The organism is Streptomyces sp. NPDC059373 (assembly GCF_042751495.1).
Classification (GTDB): Bacteria; Actinomycetota; Actinomycetes; order Streptomycetales; family Streptomycetaceae; genus Actinacidiphila.
In genome coordinates this window covers 7487-20049 of record NZ_JBHYXC010000002.1, presented here as the reverse complement: position 1 = coordinate 20049, position 12563 = coordinate 7487, and the positions used below count along the sequence as shown (strand labels likewise).

Annotated in this window: 10 protein-coding genes and 1 pseudogene; 7 read left to right on the top strand and 4 right to left on the bottom strand. The window is 72.1% G+C overall.

Going from position 1 to position 12563, the window contains the following annotated elements:
* Nucleotides 1–226: 226 nt before the first annotated feature.
* Nucleotides 227–1642, bottom strand: coding sequence for an MFS transporter (locus tag ACFXJ5_RS04250; protein WP_384626616.1), 1416 nt, complete (start codon nt 1640–1642; stop codon nt 227–229).
* Nucleotides 1643–2285: 643 nt separating this feature from the next.
* Between ACFXJ5_RS04250 and ACFXJ5_RS04245 the strand changes: the two genes are divergently transcribed.
* From ACFXJ5_RS04245 to ACFXJ5_RS04235, 3 genes are all read left to right on the top strand, one after another.
* Entirely contained in the window at nt 2286–4367 is a 2082-nt protein-coding gene (locus ACFXJ5_RS04245) for an asparagine synthase-related protein (protein ID WP_384626613.1), read from the top strand.
* Nucleotides 4368–4615: 248 nt separating this feature from the next.
* Nucleotides 4616–5944: a D-inositol-3-phosphate glycosyltransferase gene (mshA, locus tag ACFXJ5_RS04240; RefSeq protein WP_384626611.1), complete on the top strand. Its 1329-nt coding sequence runs from the start codon at nt 4616–4618 to the stop codon at nt 5942–5944.
* Nucleotides 5937–6434 (top strand): YbjN domain-containing protein, encoded by a 498-nt coding sequence (locus ACFXJ5_RS04235; RefSeq protein ID WP_384626608.1) that lies wholly within the window; start codon nt 5937–5939, stop codon nt 6432–6434. Before mshA ends, ACFXJ5_RS04235 begins: the two co-directional genes overlap by 8 nt.
* Here ACFXJ5_RS04235 and ACFXJ5_RS04230 read toward each other — a convergent pair.
* Entirely contained in the window at nt 6375–7643 is a 1269-nt protein-coding gene (locus ACFXJ5_RS04230) for an MDR family MFS transporter (RefSeq protein WP_384626605.1), read from the bottom strand. The genes ACFXJ5_RS04235 and ACFXJ5_RS04230 overlap by 60 nt on opposite strands.
* A 97-nt stretch (nt 7644–7740) precedes the next feature.
* Here ACFXJ5_RS04230 and ACFXJ5_RS04225 point away from each other — a divergent pair, with 97 nt between their 5' ends.
* Complete coding sequence (locus ACFXJ5_RS04225; protein WP_384626604.1) at nt 7741–8502, top strand: phosphoglyceromutase; 762 nt, start codon at nt 7741–7743, stop codon at nt 8500–8502.
* A gap of 79 nt (nt 8503–8581) precedes the next feature.
* Here the strand turns inward: ACFXJ5_RS04225 and ACFXJ5_RS04220 are convergent, their stop codons facing one another.
* On the bottom strand, nt 8582–8983 hold the full coding sequence (locus ACFXJ5_RS04220) for a DUF7144 family membrane protein (RefSeq protein ID WP_384626602.1): 402 nt from the start codon (nt 8981–8983) through the stop codon (nt 8582–8584).
* A 464-nt stretch (nt 8984–9447) separates the two neighbouring features.
* Nucleotides 9448–10134, bottom strand: a complete 687-nt coding sequence (gene phoU / locus ACFXJ5_RS04215; RefSeq protein WP_384626599.1) for a phosphate signaling complex protein PhoU — start codon at nt 10132–10134, stop codon at nt 9448–9450.
* Nucleotides 10135–10347: 213 nt separating this feature from the next.
* Here phoU and ACFXJ5_RS04210 point away from each other — a divergent pair, with 213 nt between their 5' ends.
* The 3 genes and pseudogenes from ACFXJ5_RS04210 to ACFXJ5_RS41250 all read left to right on the top strand — a co-directional run.
* A complete protein-coding gene (locus ACFXJ5_RS04210; RefSeq protein WP_384626597.1) occupies nt 10348–11601 on the top strand; it encodes a sensor histidine kinase in 1254 nt (417 codons plus the stop codon).
* On the top strand, nt 11598–12278 hold the full coding sequence (locus ACFXJ5_RS04205; protein ID WP_384626596.1) for a response regulator: 681 nt from the start codon (nt 11598–11600) through the stop codon (nt 12276–12278). The genes ACFXJ5_RS04210 and ACFXJ5_RS04205 overlap by 4 nt, the downstream gene beginning before the upstream one ends.
* A gap of 187 nt (nt 12279–12465) precedes the next feature.
* Nucleotides 12466–12537 (top strand): annotated as a pseudogene (locus ACFXJ5_RS41250) (DNA-binding response regulator); the annotation flags it as partial.
* Nucleotides 12538–12563 lie beyond the last annotated feature (26 nt).

Sequence of the window (12563 nt, the reverse complement as noted above, 5' to 3'; positions counted from 1 at the left end):
CGGGACCGACCCCCTCCCACGGGTTGGGGGTAGGCCGGCCGCCTGAGGCGGGACGGGCTGGCCCAACCCGGCCGCACCCGGCAACGGCGCTGACCCCGACGGCGCTGGCCCGTGGGCCCGAGGCACCGTCGCCGGGTGCGGCTCCGTGCCGGGTTGTGCCAGCCCGTTCCGCCTTGCGGAACGCTCTCCCACAACCCGGATGACGAGGTGGTGAGGGGGGAGGGAGCTACGCCGGGGCCGCCAGGAGGGGGCGGGCGCGTTCGCGGAGCTCGGCGACGCGCGGCTCGTGGCCGTACGGCTCGAGGCGGTGGAGAAGGTCCCGTACGTACTCGGTGGTCCGGGCCGAGGAGATGCGGCCGGCGACCTCGACGGCCTTCGTGCCGGCCGCGCACGCCGCGTCGAGGTTGCCGGACTCGAGCTCCGCGACGGCGGAGACGACGAGCCGGAGGCCATGACTGCGCACGAACTCCTCGGTCGGCCGGGCGAGAGCCATCTCCGTGAAGCTCCGCACCTGGCTCGGCTTGCGCAGGTCGCGGTAGCACTCGGCCGCATCCGCGGCGAGCCGGTCGTACGAGTAGAAGCCGAGCCACGCCGGGTCCGCGTCGCCGTCGCGGGACCGCTCCAGCCAGCCCTCCGCCGCCGAGATGGCCGCGGCGCAGGCGGCGGACTCGCCGGCCTTGGCGTGGGCGCGGGCTTCGACGAGGTGGAAGAAGGACATGGTGCGGGCGGTGGCGAGGCCGCGGTTGCGTTCCAGGGCGGCCTGGGCGAGGTCGACGCCTTCGTCGGCGAAGCCGCGGTAGGTGGCCTGGAGTGACATCGATGCCAGGACGTAGCCGCCGAGGGGGACGTCGGCGGCGGCCCGGGCGAGCCGCAGGGCCTGGATGTAGTAGCGCTGGGCGGCTTCCTGCTGGCCGGTGTCGAAGGCCATCCACCCGGCGAGGCGGGTGAGTTCGGCGGTGGCGCCGAAGAGGGAGCGGCCGACGTCGTCGCTGTACGAGCCGAGCAGCAGCGGCGCGGCCTCGACGCGGAGGCATTCGGGCACCATCCCCGAACGCCAGTCGCCGCCGCCGTACTTGGAGTCCCAGCGGCGCGCGTCCTCCGCCGCTTCGCGGAGCTTGGCGACGTCGGAGTGGCCGACGTGGTTCATGCCGGGGGCCGGGGCGTCCCGGGCGACGCGTGCGTCGGCGGGGGTTATGAGCCAGCGCGAGGCCGGGGTGACGTACGCCGAGACGGCGAAGGAACCGGCGAGGCTCTGCCAGATGCCGCTGCCGCCGGGGCCGCGGCGGCCGGCGAGGTCGAGGCGCCACAGATCCGTGGCGGACTTGACGGCTTCGCCGACGTCGCGCGGGAAGGCGAGTCCTACCTCGGGGGCCGGGTCGGCGTCGGCGAGGCCGATCTCGTGCAGGGGCACGGGGCGGCCGAGCTTGGAGCCGATGGCGGCGGCGATGAGGTGAGGCGCGGCGCCCTGGGGGACCATGCCCTTGGTGACCCAGCGGGCGACGGACGTCTTGTCGTAGCGGAGGGTCAACCCCCGTTGCGCGCCGAGGTCGTTGACCCGGCGGGCGAGTCCGGCGTTGCTGATGCCGGCCAGCGAGAGAAGGGTGCCGAGTTTTTCATTCGGCCCTCGGTGTTCCTTGTTCATGAGCACTCCTCGCCGGACGCCCTACGACGCAAGTTCGACGCAAGAACGGCCGCCCCGACTCCTCTTGTGGAGACTTCGGGGCGTTCGCAAACTCGGGTACACCCAGCGTAGTTCGCCGCATCCCGACCGTTAAGAGCTGTTGTCCCGGATGGCGAGATTCCTGCCCTGCTGCTGGCGCGTGCTCCCGGCGTATGCGGCCGTGCGCCCGGCTGCGCGCTCTGTGCCGGTTCGGGAGGGAGCGCTTCCATGGTGGAGTGGGTCGGCCCGCGGCCCCCATTAGCGGCTTTGGGGGGAGACGGCGGGCCAGGGGGCTCCGTCGTCACAATCCCCGCGGGCGGCGGACCGGTCCGGGAGGCGCAGCCACGCCTCCCGGACCGCGGCACGTCACGGCCTTACAGGGCCGTCAAGAATATTTCGGGAGTCGCAAACATTTTGGCGTGAAAGCGACGTTTCAAGTCTGTAAAGCTGTTCGAAGTCGCCTTTCGGACATGGGAGTTGAGGATGGCCTGACCGCGAAACGACCCTGAACCCACCCTGAACCGGCCCTGTTGGGGGCACGGCCGGTCGCTCATCCCTGTCCTCATACGCCTCTTTGCGCCCCGCTCCGTGGCAGCATGTTGCTCATACGGGAGCGGAGGCGGCGATGCGGTGGCTGGTGGGGTGGAGCAGTGCCGCCGCGGGGCCGGGTGGCCCCGGAGCGGCGGTACGGACGGTGATGCCTGTCGGGGCGCAGCTCCTGTGGGGTGATCCGGACCCGCTGTGGGTGGTGGGCGACTGGCGGTCCGACGAGGTACGGATCGTGCGGGCGGAGCCCCACGGCGGGCGCCCGGCGAACGGCGGTCGTAACGGCACCGACCGTGGCAACGGGCACGATCCTCAGGTGGCCCGGCTCGCCGTGCTCGGGCGCTGTCATGCCTCCGAGAGCGAGCTGAGGGTCGGTCTCTTCGCGGCCCGCGGCGGTGCGTTGCGCCATCTCACCGCCTGGCCCGGGAGCTACACGGCGGTCCTGCAGATCGGCCGCCGCATCACGGTGCTCGGCGACCTGGCGGGCGCACGGCCGGTCTTCCATACGCGCTGGGCGGGCGGCACGGCGTACGCGACCGCCGCGCTCCCCCTCGCCGACCTCACCGAGGCAGCCCTCGACGTCACGCATCTGGCCGCCCTGCTCGCCTGCCCCGACTCGCCCGAAGCGCTGGGCGACGGCACGCCGTACGCCGGCGTACGGCGCGTCGCGCCCGGCCATGCGCTGATCATGCGCGACGGGGTGCCACAGATCGCCGACTACGAGCCGTCCGCCTCCCTCGTCGTGGGCGCCCCGAACTCCGACGCGGACACCGCCATCGCCGGGGTGCGGGACGCCCTGATCGACGCCGTACGGGCCCGGCTGGCCCAGCCCCGCTTCGTACCGGAGCCCGGCGAGACCCCCGCGCCCGGCGTGGGCGCCGACCTGTCCGGCGGCGCCGCGTCCGCCACGCTCGCCCTGCTGGCCGCCGGGCTGCCCGGGATGCCGGGCACGCCGCTCGGCCACGGCTCGGCGTCGGGCCAGCGGCTGCTGGCCGTCACCTTCAACGACCTGGCCACGGGCGGCGGTTCGAACGCCGCCGAGCTGGAACGGGCCCACAGCATGGCCGCCGACCCCCGGCTGCACCACGTCGTGGTCACCGGCGGCGAGGAGGCCCTCCCGTACGCCGACCTCCTGGACACCGGCCCCCTGACCGACGAACCCGGCCCCTCCCTGGTCACCGCCGAGCGGCACCGGCGGCGCCTGGCGGCGGGCGGCGCGGACCACTTCGTCGGGCACGGCGCCCGCCAGGTCCTCGACGCGCACCCGGCGCGCCTCGCCGACCTGCTCATGGACCGCCGGCGCCGCCAGCTGCGCCGGCCGATGACCGCGCTGGCCCGCGCGGACGGGCTGACCGGGCGGTCGGTCCTCGTGCCCTTCACCGTCTACCGGGCGGCGCGGCGGCTCGCCCGCACGAGTTATCAACAGGGCGTGGAAGACGTCGCCGCCCAGCTGCTCGCCCGGCGCTTCGACGGCCCCGACGGCGCCCTGTCCGCGTCGCTGGCGGCCCTGGCCTGGTGCCGGCCCGGCCCCGCCGCGCGCTGGCTCACCGGCGAGGCGCTCGCTGAAGTATCGGTTCGCCTTGCGGACGCCGCCGCCCGGCGCGGCCCCTCGGAGCGGCCCGGCGACCGGCGCGCCCGCGCCGCACTGGCCCGCCACGCCGCCGACCACCGCGTCTTCGAGCAGGCGGTGGAAGTACGCAGCCAGCGCCTCCACGCCCCCTTCCTCGACAACCAGGTCGTACGCGCCTGCCGCGCCCTCCCCGAATCCCTCCGCGTCCAGCCCGGCGCCAGGGCCGCCGTCCTGCGCTCCGTCCTCGCCGGCGCCGGCATCCGCGACCTCCCCGCCGGCTGGGGCGCCAACTCCATGGCCTCCGCCGCCGTCGCCGGCCGCACCGGGCTCCGTACGGCCGTCGACGACCTCCTCGACCTCTTCGCCGCCCCCCTCCTGGCCGACGCCGGGCTCATCGAGGCCCGCGTCGTCCGCAAAGCCCTCCGCGCCGCCGCCTCCGGCGAACCCCTCCCCCTCGACGGCCTCGCCGAACTCGTCGCCACCGAGGTCTGGCTCCGCCGCCTCCTCGCCCGCCGCGGCTCCTGCTGGACCGGCACCGCCGTCCCCGACCAACGCGCCGTAGCCGGCGGCGTCCACCGCCTCTCCCTGTAACGGGTCTCACCGGGTTGTGGGAGTACGTTCCGCAAGGCGGAACGGGCTGGCACAACCCGGCCACGGAGCCGCACCCGGCGACGCACCCTCAGGTCCACGGACCTGCGCCGTCCCCGCCAGCCGCCCGGGACGGGCCCGTGGCCACAACCGGACGGAGTACGGATCCGGTGGAATGGAATCGACCGTTCCACCGGTTGAAGGGGTTCGGGGCAGCTATCCGCCCGTGGACGACAGGAGGGCCGCGCGACGTGAGCCAGTACATGGCCAAGGCGCAGGCACGCATCACCCGGCGTATGGGCGGCGGGCGCAAGCCGCGCCGTGTCGCGATGCTGAGCGTGCACACGTCGCCGCTGCATCAGCCCGGCACGGGAGACGCCGGCGGCATGAACGTGTACATCGTCGAGCTGGCGAAGCGGCTCGCCGACATCGGCATCGAGGTCGAGATCTTCACGAGGGCCACCACCGCCACCCTCCCCCCGACCGTGGAGCTGGCACCCGGCGTCCTCGTCCGGCACGTGGACGCGGGCCCGTACGAAGGCCTGGCCAAGGAGGACCTCCCGGCCCAGCTCTGCGCCTTCACGCACGGCGTGATGCACGCGGAGGCGAGCCACCGCCAGGGCCACTACGACCTGGTCCACTCGCACTACTGGCTGTCCGGTCACGTCGGCTGGCTGGCCGCCGAGCGCTGGGGCGTCCCGCTCGTGCACGCCATGCACACCATGGCGAAGGTCAAGAACGCCGCGCTGGCCGACGGTGACACGCCCGAGCCGCCCGCCCGGGTGATCGGTGAGACGCAGATCGTCACCGCCGCCGACCGCCTCATCGCGAACACCGCGGAGGAGGCCGACGAGCTGATCCGGCACTACGACGCCGACCCGGCCAAGGTCGCCGTCGTCCACCCCGGCGTCAACCTCGACCTCTTCACGCCCGCCGACGGCCGCGCCGCGGCCCGTGCACGCCTCGGCCTCCCGGCGGACGCCGTGATCCCCGTCTTCGCCGGCCGCATTCAGCCTCTCAAGGCTCCCGACGTGCTGCTGCGGGCCGTCGCCGTGATGCTGGCCCAGGACCCGTCGCTGCGCGAGCGGATCGTGGTCCCCGTCGTGGGCGGCCCGAGCGGCAGCGGTCTGGCCAAGCCGGAGCGGCTGCAGAAGCTCGCGGCGCGGCTGGGCATCTCGGACGTCGTACGGTTCCAGCCGCCGGTCGGCCAGGAGCTGCTGGCGGACTGGTACCGGGCGGCGACCGTCCTGGTGATGCCGTCCTACAGCGAGTCCTTCGGCCTGGTCGCCATCGAGGCCCAGGCCTGCGGCACACCGGTCGTGGCGGCCGCGGTGGGCGGTCTCCCCGTCGCCGTACGGGACGGGCAGACCGGCTTCCTCGTCCCCGGCCACGACCCCGTCGACTACGCGGCCGTCCTGCGCCGCTTCGTCGACGACCCGCACCTCGGCACCCGCCTGGGTGAGGCCGCAGCCCGCCACGCCCAGGACTTCGGCTGGGCCGCGGCGGCCGGCGGCACCGCCGACGTCTACGCCGGGGCGATCGCCGAACGCCGCCGTCGCCTACGATCGCTCCATGGGTGAGGCACGCGAAGCCGTCGAACGGGCGCTCCGGGACGCGGAGCTGGAATGGGAGACCGCCGACGACGGCTCGTACGTCGTCAAGCTCCCCGGCACCCGCAAGCTCTCGACCACCGTGTCCCTCAAGGTCGGCAAGCACACCCTGTCCGTCAACGCCTTCGTCGTACGCCACCCCGACGAGAACCACGAGGCCTTCTACCGCTGGCTCCTCGAGCGCAACCTCCGCCTGTACGGGGTCGGTTACGCCATTGACCAGCTCGGCGACGTCTACCTCACCGGCCGCCTGCCGCTGGCCGCCGTGACCCCGGAAGAGGTCGACCGGATCCTCGGCTCGGTCGTCGAGAACGCCGACGGCAGCTTCAACACCCTCCTCGAGCTGGGCTTCGCCTCCGCGATCCGCAAGGAGTACGCATGGCGTACGTCCCGGGGCGAGTCAACCCGCAACCTTGACGCCTTCGCGCACCTCACCGGCGCCGACCGTCCCGGCTCCTGACCGCTCCTCCCGCAGCAGCGTGAGGTAGCCCGCGGCGGTCACCGCGCCGATCACCGCGCACCCCGCCCACAGGGCGCCCGTACCGGCGTGGTCGATGACGAGGCCGCCGAGGAGCGGGCCGGCGAAGTTGGCGACGGACCACGAGAGCCCCATGATCCCGCTGTAGCGCCCCCGGGCGTGCGGCGGCGAGAGCTTGGCGACCGCGGCGGACGAGGTCGGCATGTAGATGATCTCGCCCATCGACCAGACGCAGACGGTCAGCGCATAGAGCGGTATCGACCCGGCGAAGCCGGTCAGCCCGAGCCCGGCGCCGAAGAGCAGGGCGCCGAGGGACAGCAGCCGGGCGGGGCTGTGGCGCGTGACGAGCTGGGTGAGCGGGATCTGGAGCAGGACGATCAGAATGCCGTTGACGCTGATCACCAGGCCGAAGTCGGTGCTGGACATGCCGTCCTGGCCCATGGAGATGGGCAGGCCGATGCCGGTCTGCGCGAAGATGCCCGCGAGCAGCAGGTTGAGCCCGACGAGACCCATGAAGCGGCGGTCCCGCAGCACCTCACGCGTCCCCGCCCTCGGCTCCGCCCGCGGCTCTTCTCCGGCCGACAGCACCACCGGCTCGGCCGCCGGCCGGGTCTCGGGCAGCTTCACGAACACGACGAGCGCGCACAGCAGCGTGGTCGCCGCGTCCAGCAGGAACAGCAGCAGGAAGCCGTGCACGGCGATCAGGCCCGCCGACAGGGACGCCACCGAGAAGCCGATGTTGATCGCCCAGTAGTTGAGCGAGTAGGCCCGCTGCCGGTCCTCGCCCGGCACCAGATCCGACAGCATCGCCTGAACCGCCGGCCGCGAGGCCTGCACCGCGAAGCCCATCGCGAAGACCAGCGCCGCGATGGCCACCGGATTCCGGGCGAAGCCCAGCGCGGCGGTGGACGCCGCCGCCGTCAGCTGCGCCGCGAGCATCGTCGGCCGCCGGCCCCAGCGGTCGGCCAGCGTCCCGCCGGCCGGGGAGCCGATCATGCCGCCGAGGCCGAAGAGGGACGCCACCAGGCCCGCGTACGAGGCGGAGTAGCCGCGCTGCACGGTCAGATACAGCGACAGGAAGGCGACCACGAAGCTGCCGACCCGGTTGACCAGCGTCGACGTCCACAGCCACCAGAACCCGGACGGCAGTCCCGCCACCGCTTCCCGGATGGCCCGTCTCGGATCCACCACGCCCGCACCCCTTGTTCCGTAATAGCCGCCAACCGCCCGCGCAGCTTACAGAGGGGCCCCGAGAGCCGCCAAAGGGTTTTCTTTTAGACTCGACGCCATGGCAGACGCTCCGTACAAGCTGATCCTCCTCCGCCACGGCGAGAGCGAGTGGAACGCGAAGAACCTCTTCACCGGCTGGGTTGACGTCAACCTCAACGAGAAGGGCGAGAAGGAGGCGGTCCGGGGCGGCGAGCTGCTGAAGGACGCCGGCCTGCTCCCCGACGTCGTCCACACCTCCCTCCAGAAGCGCGCGATCCGCACCGCGCAGCTCTCCCTCGAGGCCGCCGACCGCCACTGGATCCCGGTCCACCGCAGCTGGCGCCTCAACGAGCGCCACTACGGCGCCCTCCAGGGCAAGGACAAGGCCCAGACCCTCGCCGAGTTCGGCGAGGAGCAGTTCATGCTCTGGCGCCGCTCCTACGACACCCCGCCGCCCCCGCTCGAGGACGGTACCGAGTTCTCCCAGAGCGACGACCCCCGCTACGCCTCCATCCCCCCGGAGCTGCGCCCCCGCACCGAGTGCCTCAAGGACGTCGTCGTCCGCATGCTCCCCTACTGGTACGACGGCATCGTCCCCGACCTCCTCGCCGGCCGCACCGTCCTCGTCGCCGCCCACGGCAACAGCCTCCGCGGCCTCGTCAAGCACCTCGACGGCATCTCCGACGCCGACATCTCCGGCCTCAACATCCCCACCGGCATCCCCCTCGCCTACGAGCTCGACGCCGCCTTCCGCCCCCTCACCCCCGGCGGCACCTACCTCGACCCGGACGCCGCCGCGGCCGCCATCGAGGCCGTGAAGAACCAGGGCAAGAAGAAGTAAGACCGGCGACCATGCCCCTGAGCTGCGCATACGGTGCAGCTCAGGGGCTGTCGCCTATGTGCTGCGGCGGCCGGCTCAGTCAGACCCGCATTCCCGGAACGTGGCGTGGCTCGATCAGAAGGCCAAAGATCACCAGCACGGACACAGCCATGGTGAACAGCGACCAGTAGGGGAAGGTCGGGAGGAACATCATCTGGCCCACCAGGCAGAGGGAGGCCAGCACGATGCCGGTGAGCCGCGCCGCTCTGACGCCGAGGAGCACGCCGAGGCCGGCAAGGATCTGCGCGATACCGATGGCGATCCAGATCCAGCCCCATGCGGTGTAGTTGAAGATGAGCAACCGGTTGCCGTGGTTGGCGGTGGTGGCGTAGTAGCCGTGGTCCAGAATCGCGACGAAACCGTTGATGAGGTCGAACAGGCCGGTGAGCATCAGGAGGATCCCGGCGAAGGCCACCCAGTGCGAACGCTCCAGCGGTGGCACGACTGCATCTGAGCTGGGGGGTTGTGGCTGCATGAGACCCATGACACCCGGCGGGATAGCGAGCTGCAGCGAGTGGTGGGCCGTTGGTGTCCGGCCCGAGGAGGGCCGATGTCCTGCGCGAGGGCCGGCCGAGAGCAAGGGTCGCAGTCGACGAGGGCCCGTCCGGGGTGAAGCGGACGGGCCCTCGAGGATGTTCGCGCGGAGGAGTGTCAGCAGCTGCAACCGCCGCAGCGGCAGGCGCCGCCGGCCTGGCAGCCGCACCCGCAGCCCGAGCCGCAGCCGCACGCTCCGAGTATGGGCAGCTGGGTCATGACGGGCTGCGGGCCCTGATCAAGTGACGGCTGGTCTCGGTTGGTCGGCGGGGTGGGGGATTCCTGCATCGTTACCCTCCTCGGCTCGGTGCCTCCGGCCCAGTGAACGCGGCCCGGGGTGGGCGCATCAAGGGCGCATAGAGGCACAAAGCGTCACGCGGGCTCAGAAGTGACGGGGGTGGCGGGCGGGGTGAGCTCGTCGGCGTGCTCGCCGGTGACGAGGAAGACGACGCGCTTCGCGACGGAGACGGCGTGGTCGGCGAACCGCTCGTAGTAGCGGCCGACGAGGGTGACGTCGACGGCGGTCTCGATGCCGTGCTTCCAGCGGTCGTCCAGGAGGTGCTGGAAGAGAGCGCGGTGGAGCTCGTCCATCCGGTCGTCGTCCTGTTCCAGCTGAAGCGCGTCGTCGACGTCCTTGGTGACGATGACCTCGGCGGCCTTCGCCATCAGGCGCTGCGCGAGCTGCCCCATCTCCAGGATGGTGCTGTGCAGGTCGTGGGGGACCGCGGTCTCCGGGAAGCGGAGCCGGGCGAGCTTGGCGACGTGCCGGGCCAGGTCGCCGGAGCGCTCCAGGTCCGCGCTCATGCGGAGCGAGGTCACGACGATCCGCAGGTCGGTGGCCACCGGCTGCTGGCGGGCCAGGAGGGTGACGGCCCGGTTCTCCAGGTCGCGCTGCAGGTCGTCCACCTTCTCGTCGGCCGCGATCACGCTCTCCGCGATCTTGAGGTCGGCGTCGAGCAGGGCGGTGGTGGCCCGTCCGATCGCCGAGCCGACCAGCCGGGCCATTTCGACCAGTCCGTCACCGATCGAGTCGAGCTCCTCGTGGTATGCGTCCCGCATCGCTGTCGCTGTCCTTCCGTCCGTTAACACTTCGTACGACTGGTCCTACATGGGGCCTATCCTCCACGCTCCCACGCTTATGGCTGAACGCGTACCGGCCGGGCATCCGGAATGAACCACTACTGACACCACGGTGAACTCTTGGCAACGCCTGTTCGAGAACCCGCCCGCATGGCTGTGGGCAGGGCGAATCATCCGCCTAGTCTTGGTGGCATGGACGTGAACGCGGCAGTCGCCGCAGCAGCAGCGATCGCCGGTCTGATGACCGGCGTGATCGCGATGCTCGCGTTCCGCTGGAGCGAGCGGGAACAAGCCCGCCCCACCCGCACCTCCCTGCACACCGACGCCGTGCTGCCGCCGGGGGTGGACACGGTCCTGTCCGTGCTCCGCTCCTCGGCGGTCGTCCTCGACGAGGGCGACACGGTGGTCAAGGCAAGCTCGGCGGCGTACGCCCTCGGGCTGGTACGAGGCGGCCGACTGGCCGTCGACCAGATGCTGCAGATGGCCCGCGAATCCCGGCGGGACGGCGAGATACGGCAGGTCGAGCTGGAGCTACCGCGCCGCGGCGCGGGCCGCGGTGAGGGACTGGCGGTCTCGGCCCGGGTGGCGCCGCTGGGCTCCCGGCTGGTGCTCCTGCTGGTGGAGGACCTGACCGAGGCCCGGCGGATCGAGGCCGTCCGACGCGACTTCGTCGCGAACGTCAGCCATGAGCTGAAGACGCCGGTCGGCGCGCTGTCGCTGCTCTCCGAAGCGGTGATGGACGCGAGCGAGGACCCCGAGGCGGTCATCCGCTTCGCGGGGCGGATGCAACACGAGGCGGCGCGGCTGACCAGCCTGGTCCAGGAGATCATCGACCTCTCCCGGGTCCAGGACGACAGCCCGCTGGACGACGCCGAGGCGGTGCCGGTCGACGACCTGGTCACCGAGGCGGTGGACCGCTGCCGTCACCAGGCGAACGCCAAGCAGATCACCATGGCCACCGGCGGCGGCCCCGATCTCAAGATCTGGGGCAACCGGGGCCAGCTCGCGGCCGCGCTCGGCAATCTCGTCGAGAACGCGGTCAACTACAGTCCGGCCCGTACCCGCGTAGGGATAGCGGGGCGTAGGATCGCCGCGCCCGGCGGCGATCTCATCGAGATCTCCGTGACCGACCAGGGCATCGGTATCTCCGAGAAGGACCGGGACCGCGTCTTCGAGCGGTTCTACCGGGTCGACCCGGCGCGCTCGCGCCAGACGGGCGGCACCGGACTCGGTCTGTCCATCGTCAAGCACGTGGCCGCCTCGCACGGCGGGGAGGTCACGGTGTGGAGCGCCGAAGGCCAGGGCTCCACCTTCACCCTGCGACTCCCGGAGGCCGGGATCGCCGCGCGCGACCGGGTCGTCGCCACGGACACCGAGTCCGAGGACGACGACCAGCTCTACGAGACGTTCCCTGATCACATCCCTGCCCCGGAGGTCCTTCCGTGACCCGTGTACTCGTCGTCGAGGACGAAGAATCCTTCAGCGACGCGCTGTCGTACATGCTCCGCAAGGAGGGCTTCGAAGTCGCCGTATCGGCGACCGGGCCCGACGCGCTGGACGAGTTCGAACGCAACGGCGCCGACCTGGTACTCCTCGACCTGATGCTGCCGGGCCTGCCCGGCACCGAGGTCTGCCGCCAGCTGCGGCTGAAGTCCAATGTCCCGGTGATCATGGTGACCGCCAAGGACAGCGAGATCGACAAGGTTGTCGGCCTGGAAATAGGAGCGGACGACTACGTCACGAAGCCCTTCTCCTCACGTGAACTCGTCGCCCGGATCCGGGCCGTACTGCGCCGCCGCGGCGAGCCCGAGGAGGTCTCCCCTGCCGCCCTGGAAGCCGGCCCGGTCCGTATGGACGTCGATCGCCACGTCGTCACGGTCGGCGGCGGCAAGGTGGACCTCCCGCTCAAGGAGTTCGACCTGCTCGAGATGCTGCTGCGCAACGCCGGGCGCGTCCTGACCCGTATGCAGCTCATCGACCGCGTCTGGGGCGCCGACTACGTGGGCGACACGAAGACGCTCGACGTTCACGTCAAGCGACTCCGCGCCAAGATCGAGCCGGACCCGGGTGCGCCGCGCTACCTGGTGACAGTGCGGGGCCTGGGCTACAAGTTCGAGCCGTAAAGCTCCCCATCGGGGCTGGGCGGTCCGCCACCCGGTCCCGACCTGCTGTGGACCACGAGGCGCTCGGAGGCAATGCCGGGCGTCCGGTGCGGCGTGCCCAGCACGGCGGACGGAGTCCGGCGCAGGGCTTCGATGCCCGTGAGGCCCCCTGGGGCCGAGCGGTGCGAGAGGCGCACGCGGGACAGGGCTCGAGCCGGACCCGGGTGCGCCGCGCTACCTGGTGACAGTGCGGGGCCTGGGCTACAAGTTCGAGCCGTAAAGCTCCCCATCGGGGCTGGGCGGTCC

Coding starts and splice junctions, on each gene's coding strand:
- ACFXJ5_RS04250 (WP_384626616.1), bottom strand. CDS start 1,642: ATGAACAAGGAACACCGAGGGCCGAATGAAAAACTCGGCACCCTTCTC.
- ACFXJ5_RS04245 (WP_384626613.1), top strand. CDS start 2,286: ATGCGGTGGCTGGTGGGGTGGAGCAGTGCCGCCGCGGGGCCGGGTGGC.
- ACFXJ5_RS04235 (WP_384626608.1), top strand. CDS start 5,937: ATGGGTGAGGCACGCGAAGCCGTCGAACGGGCGCTCCGGGACGCGGAG.
- ACFXJ5_RS04225 (WP_384626604.1), top strand. CDS start 7,741: ATGGCAGACGCTCCGTACAAGCTGATCCTCCTCCGCCACGGCGAGAGC.
- phoU (WP_384626599.1), bottom strand. CDS start 10,134: ATGCGGGACGCATACCACGAGGAGCTCGACTCGATCGGTGACGGACTG.
- ACFXJ5_RS04210 (WP_384626597.1), top strand. CDS start 10,348: ATGGACGTGAACGCGGCAGTCGCCGCAGCAGCAGCGATCGCCGGTCTG.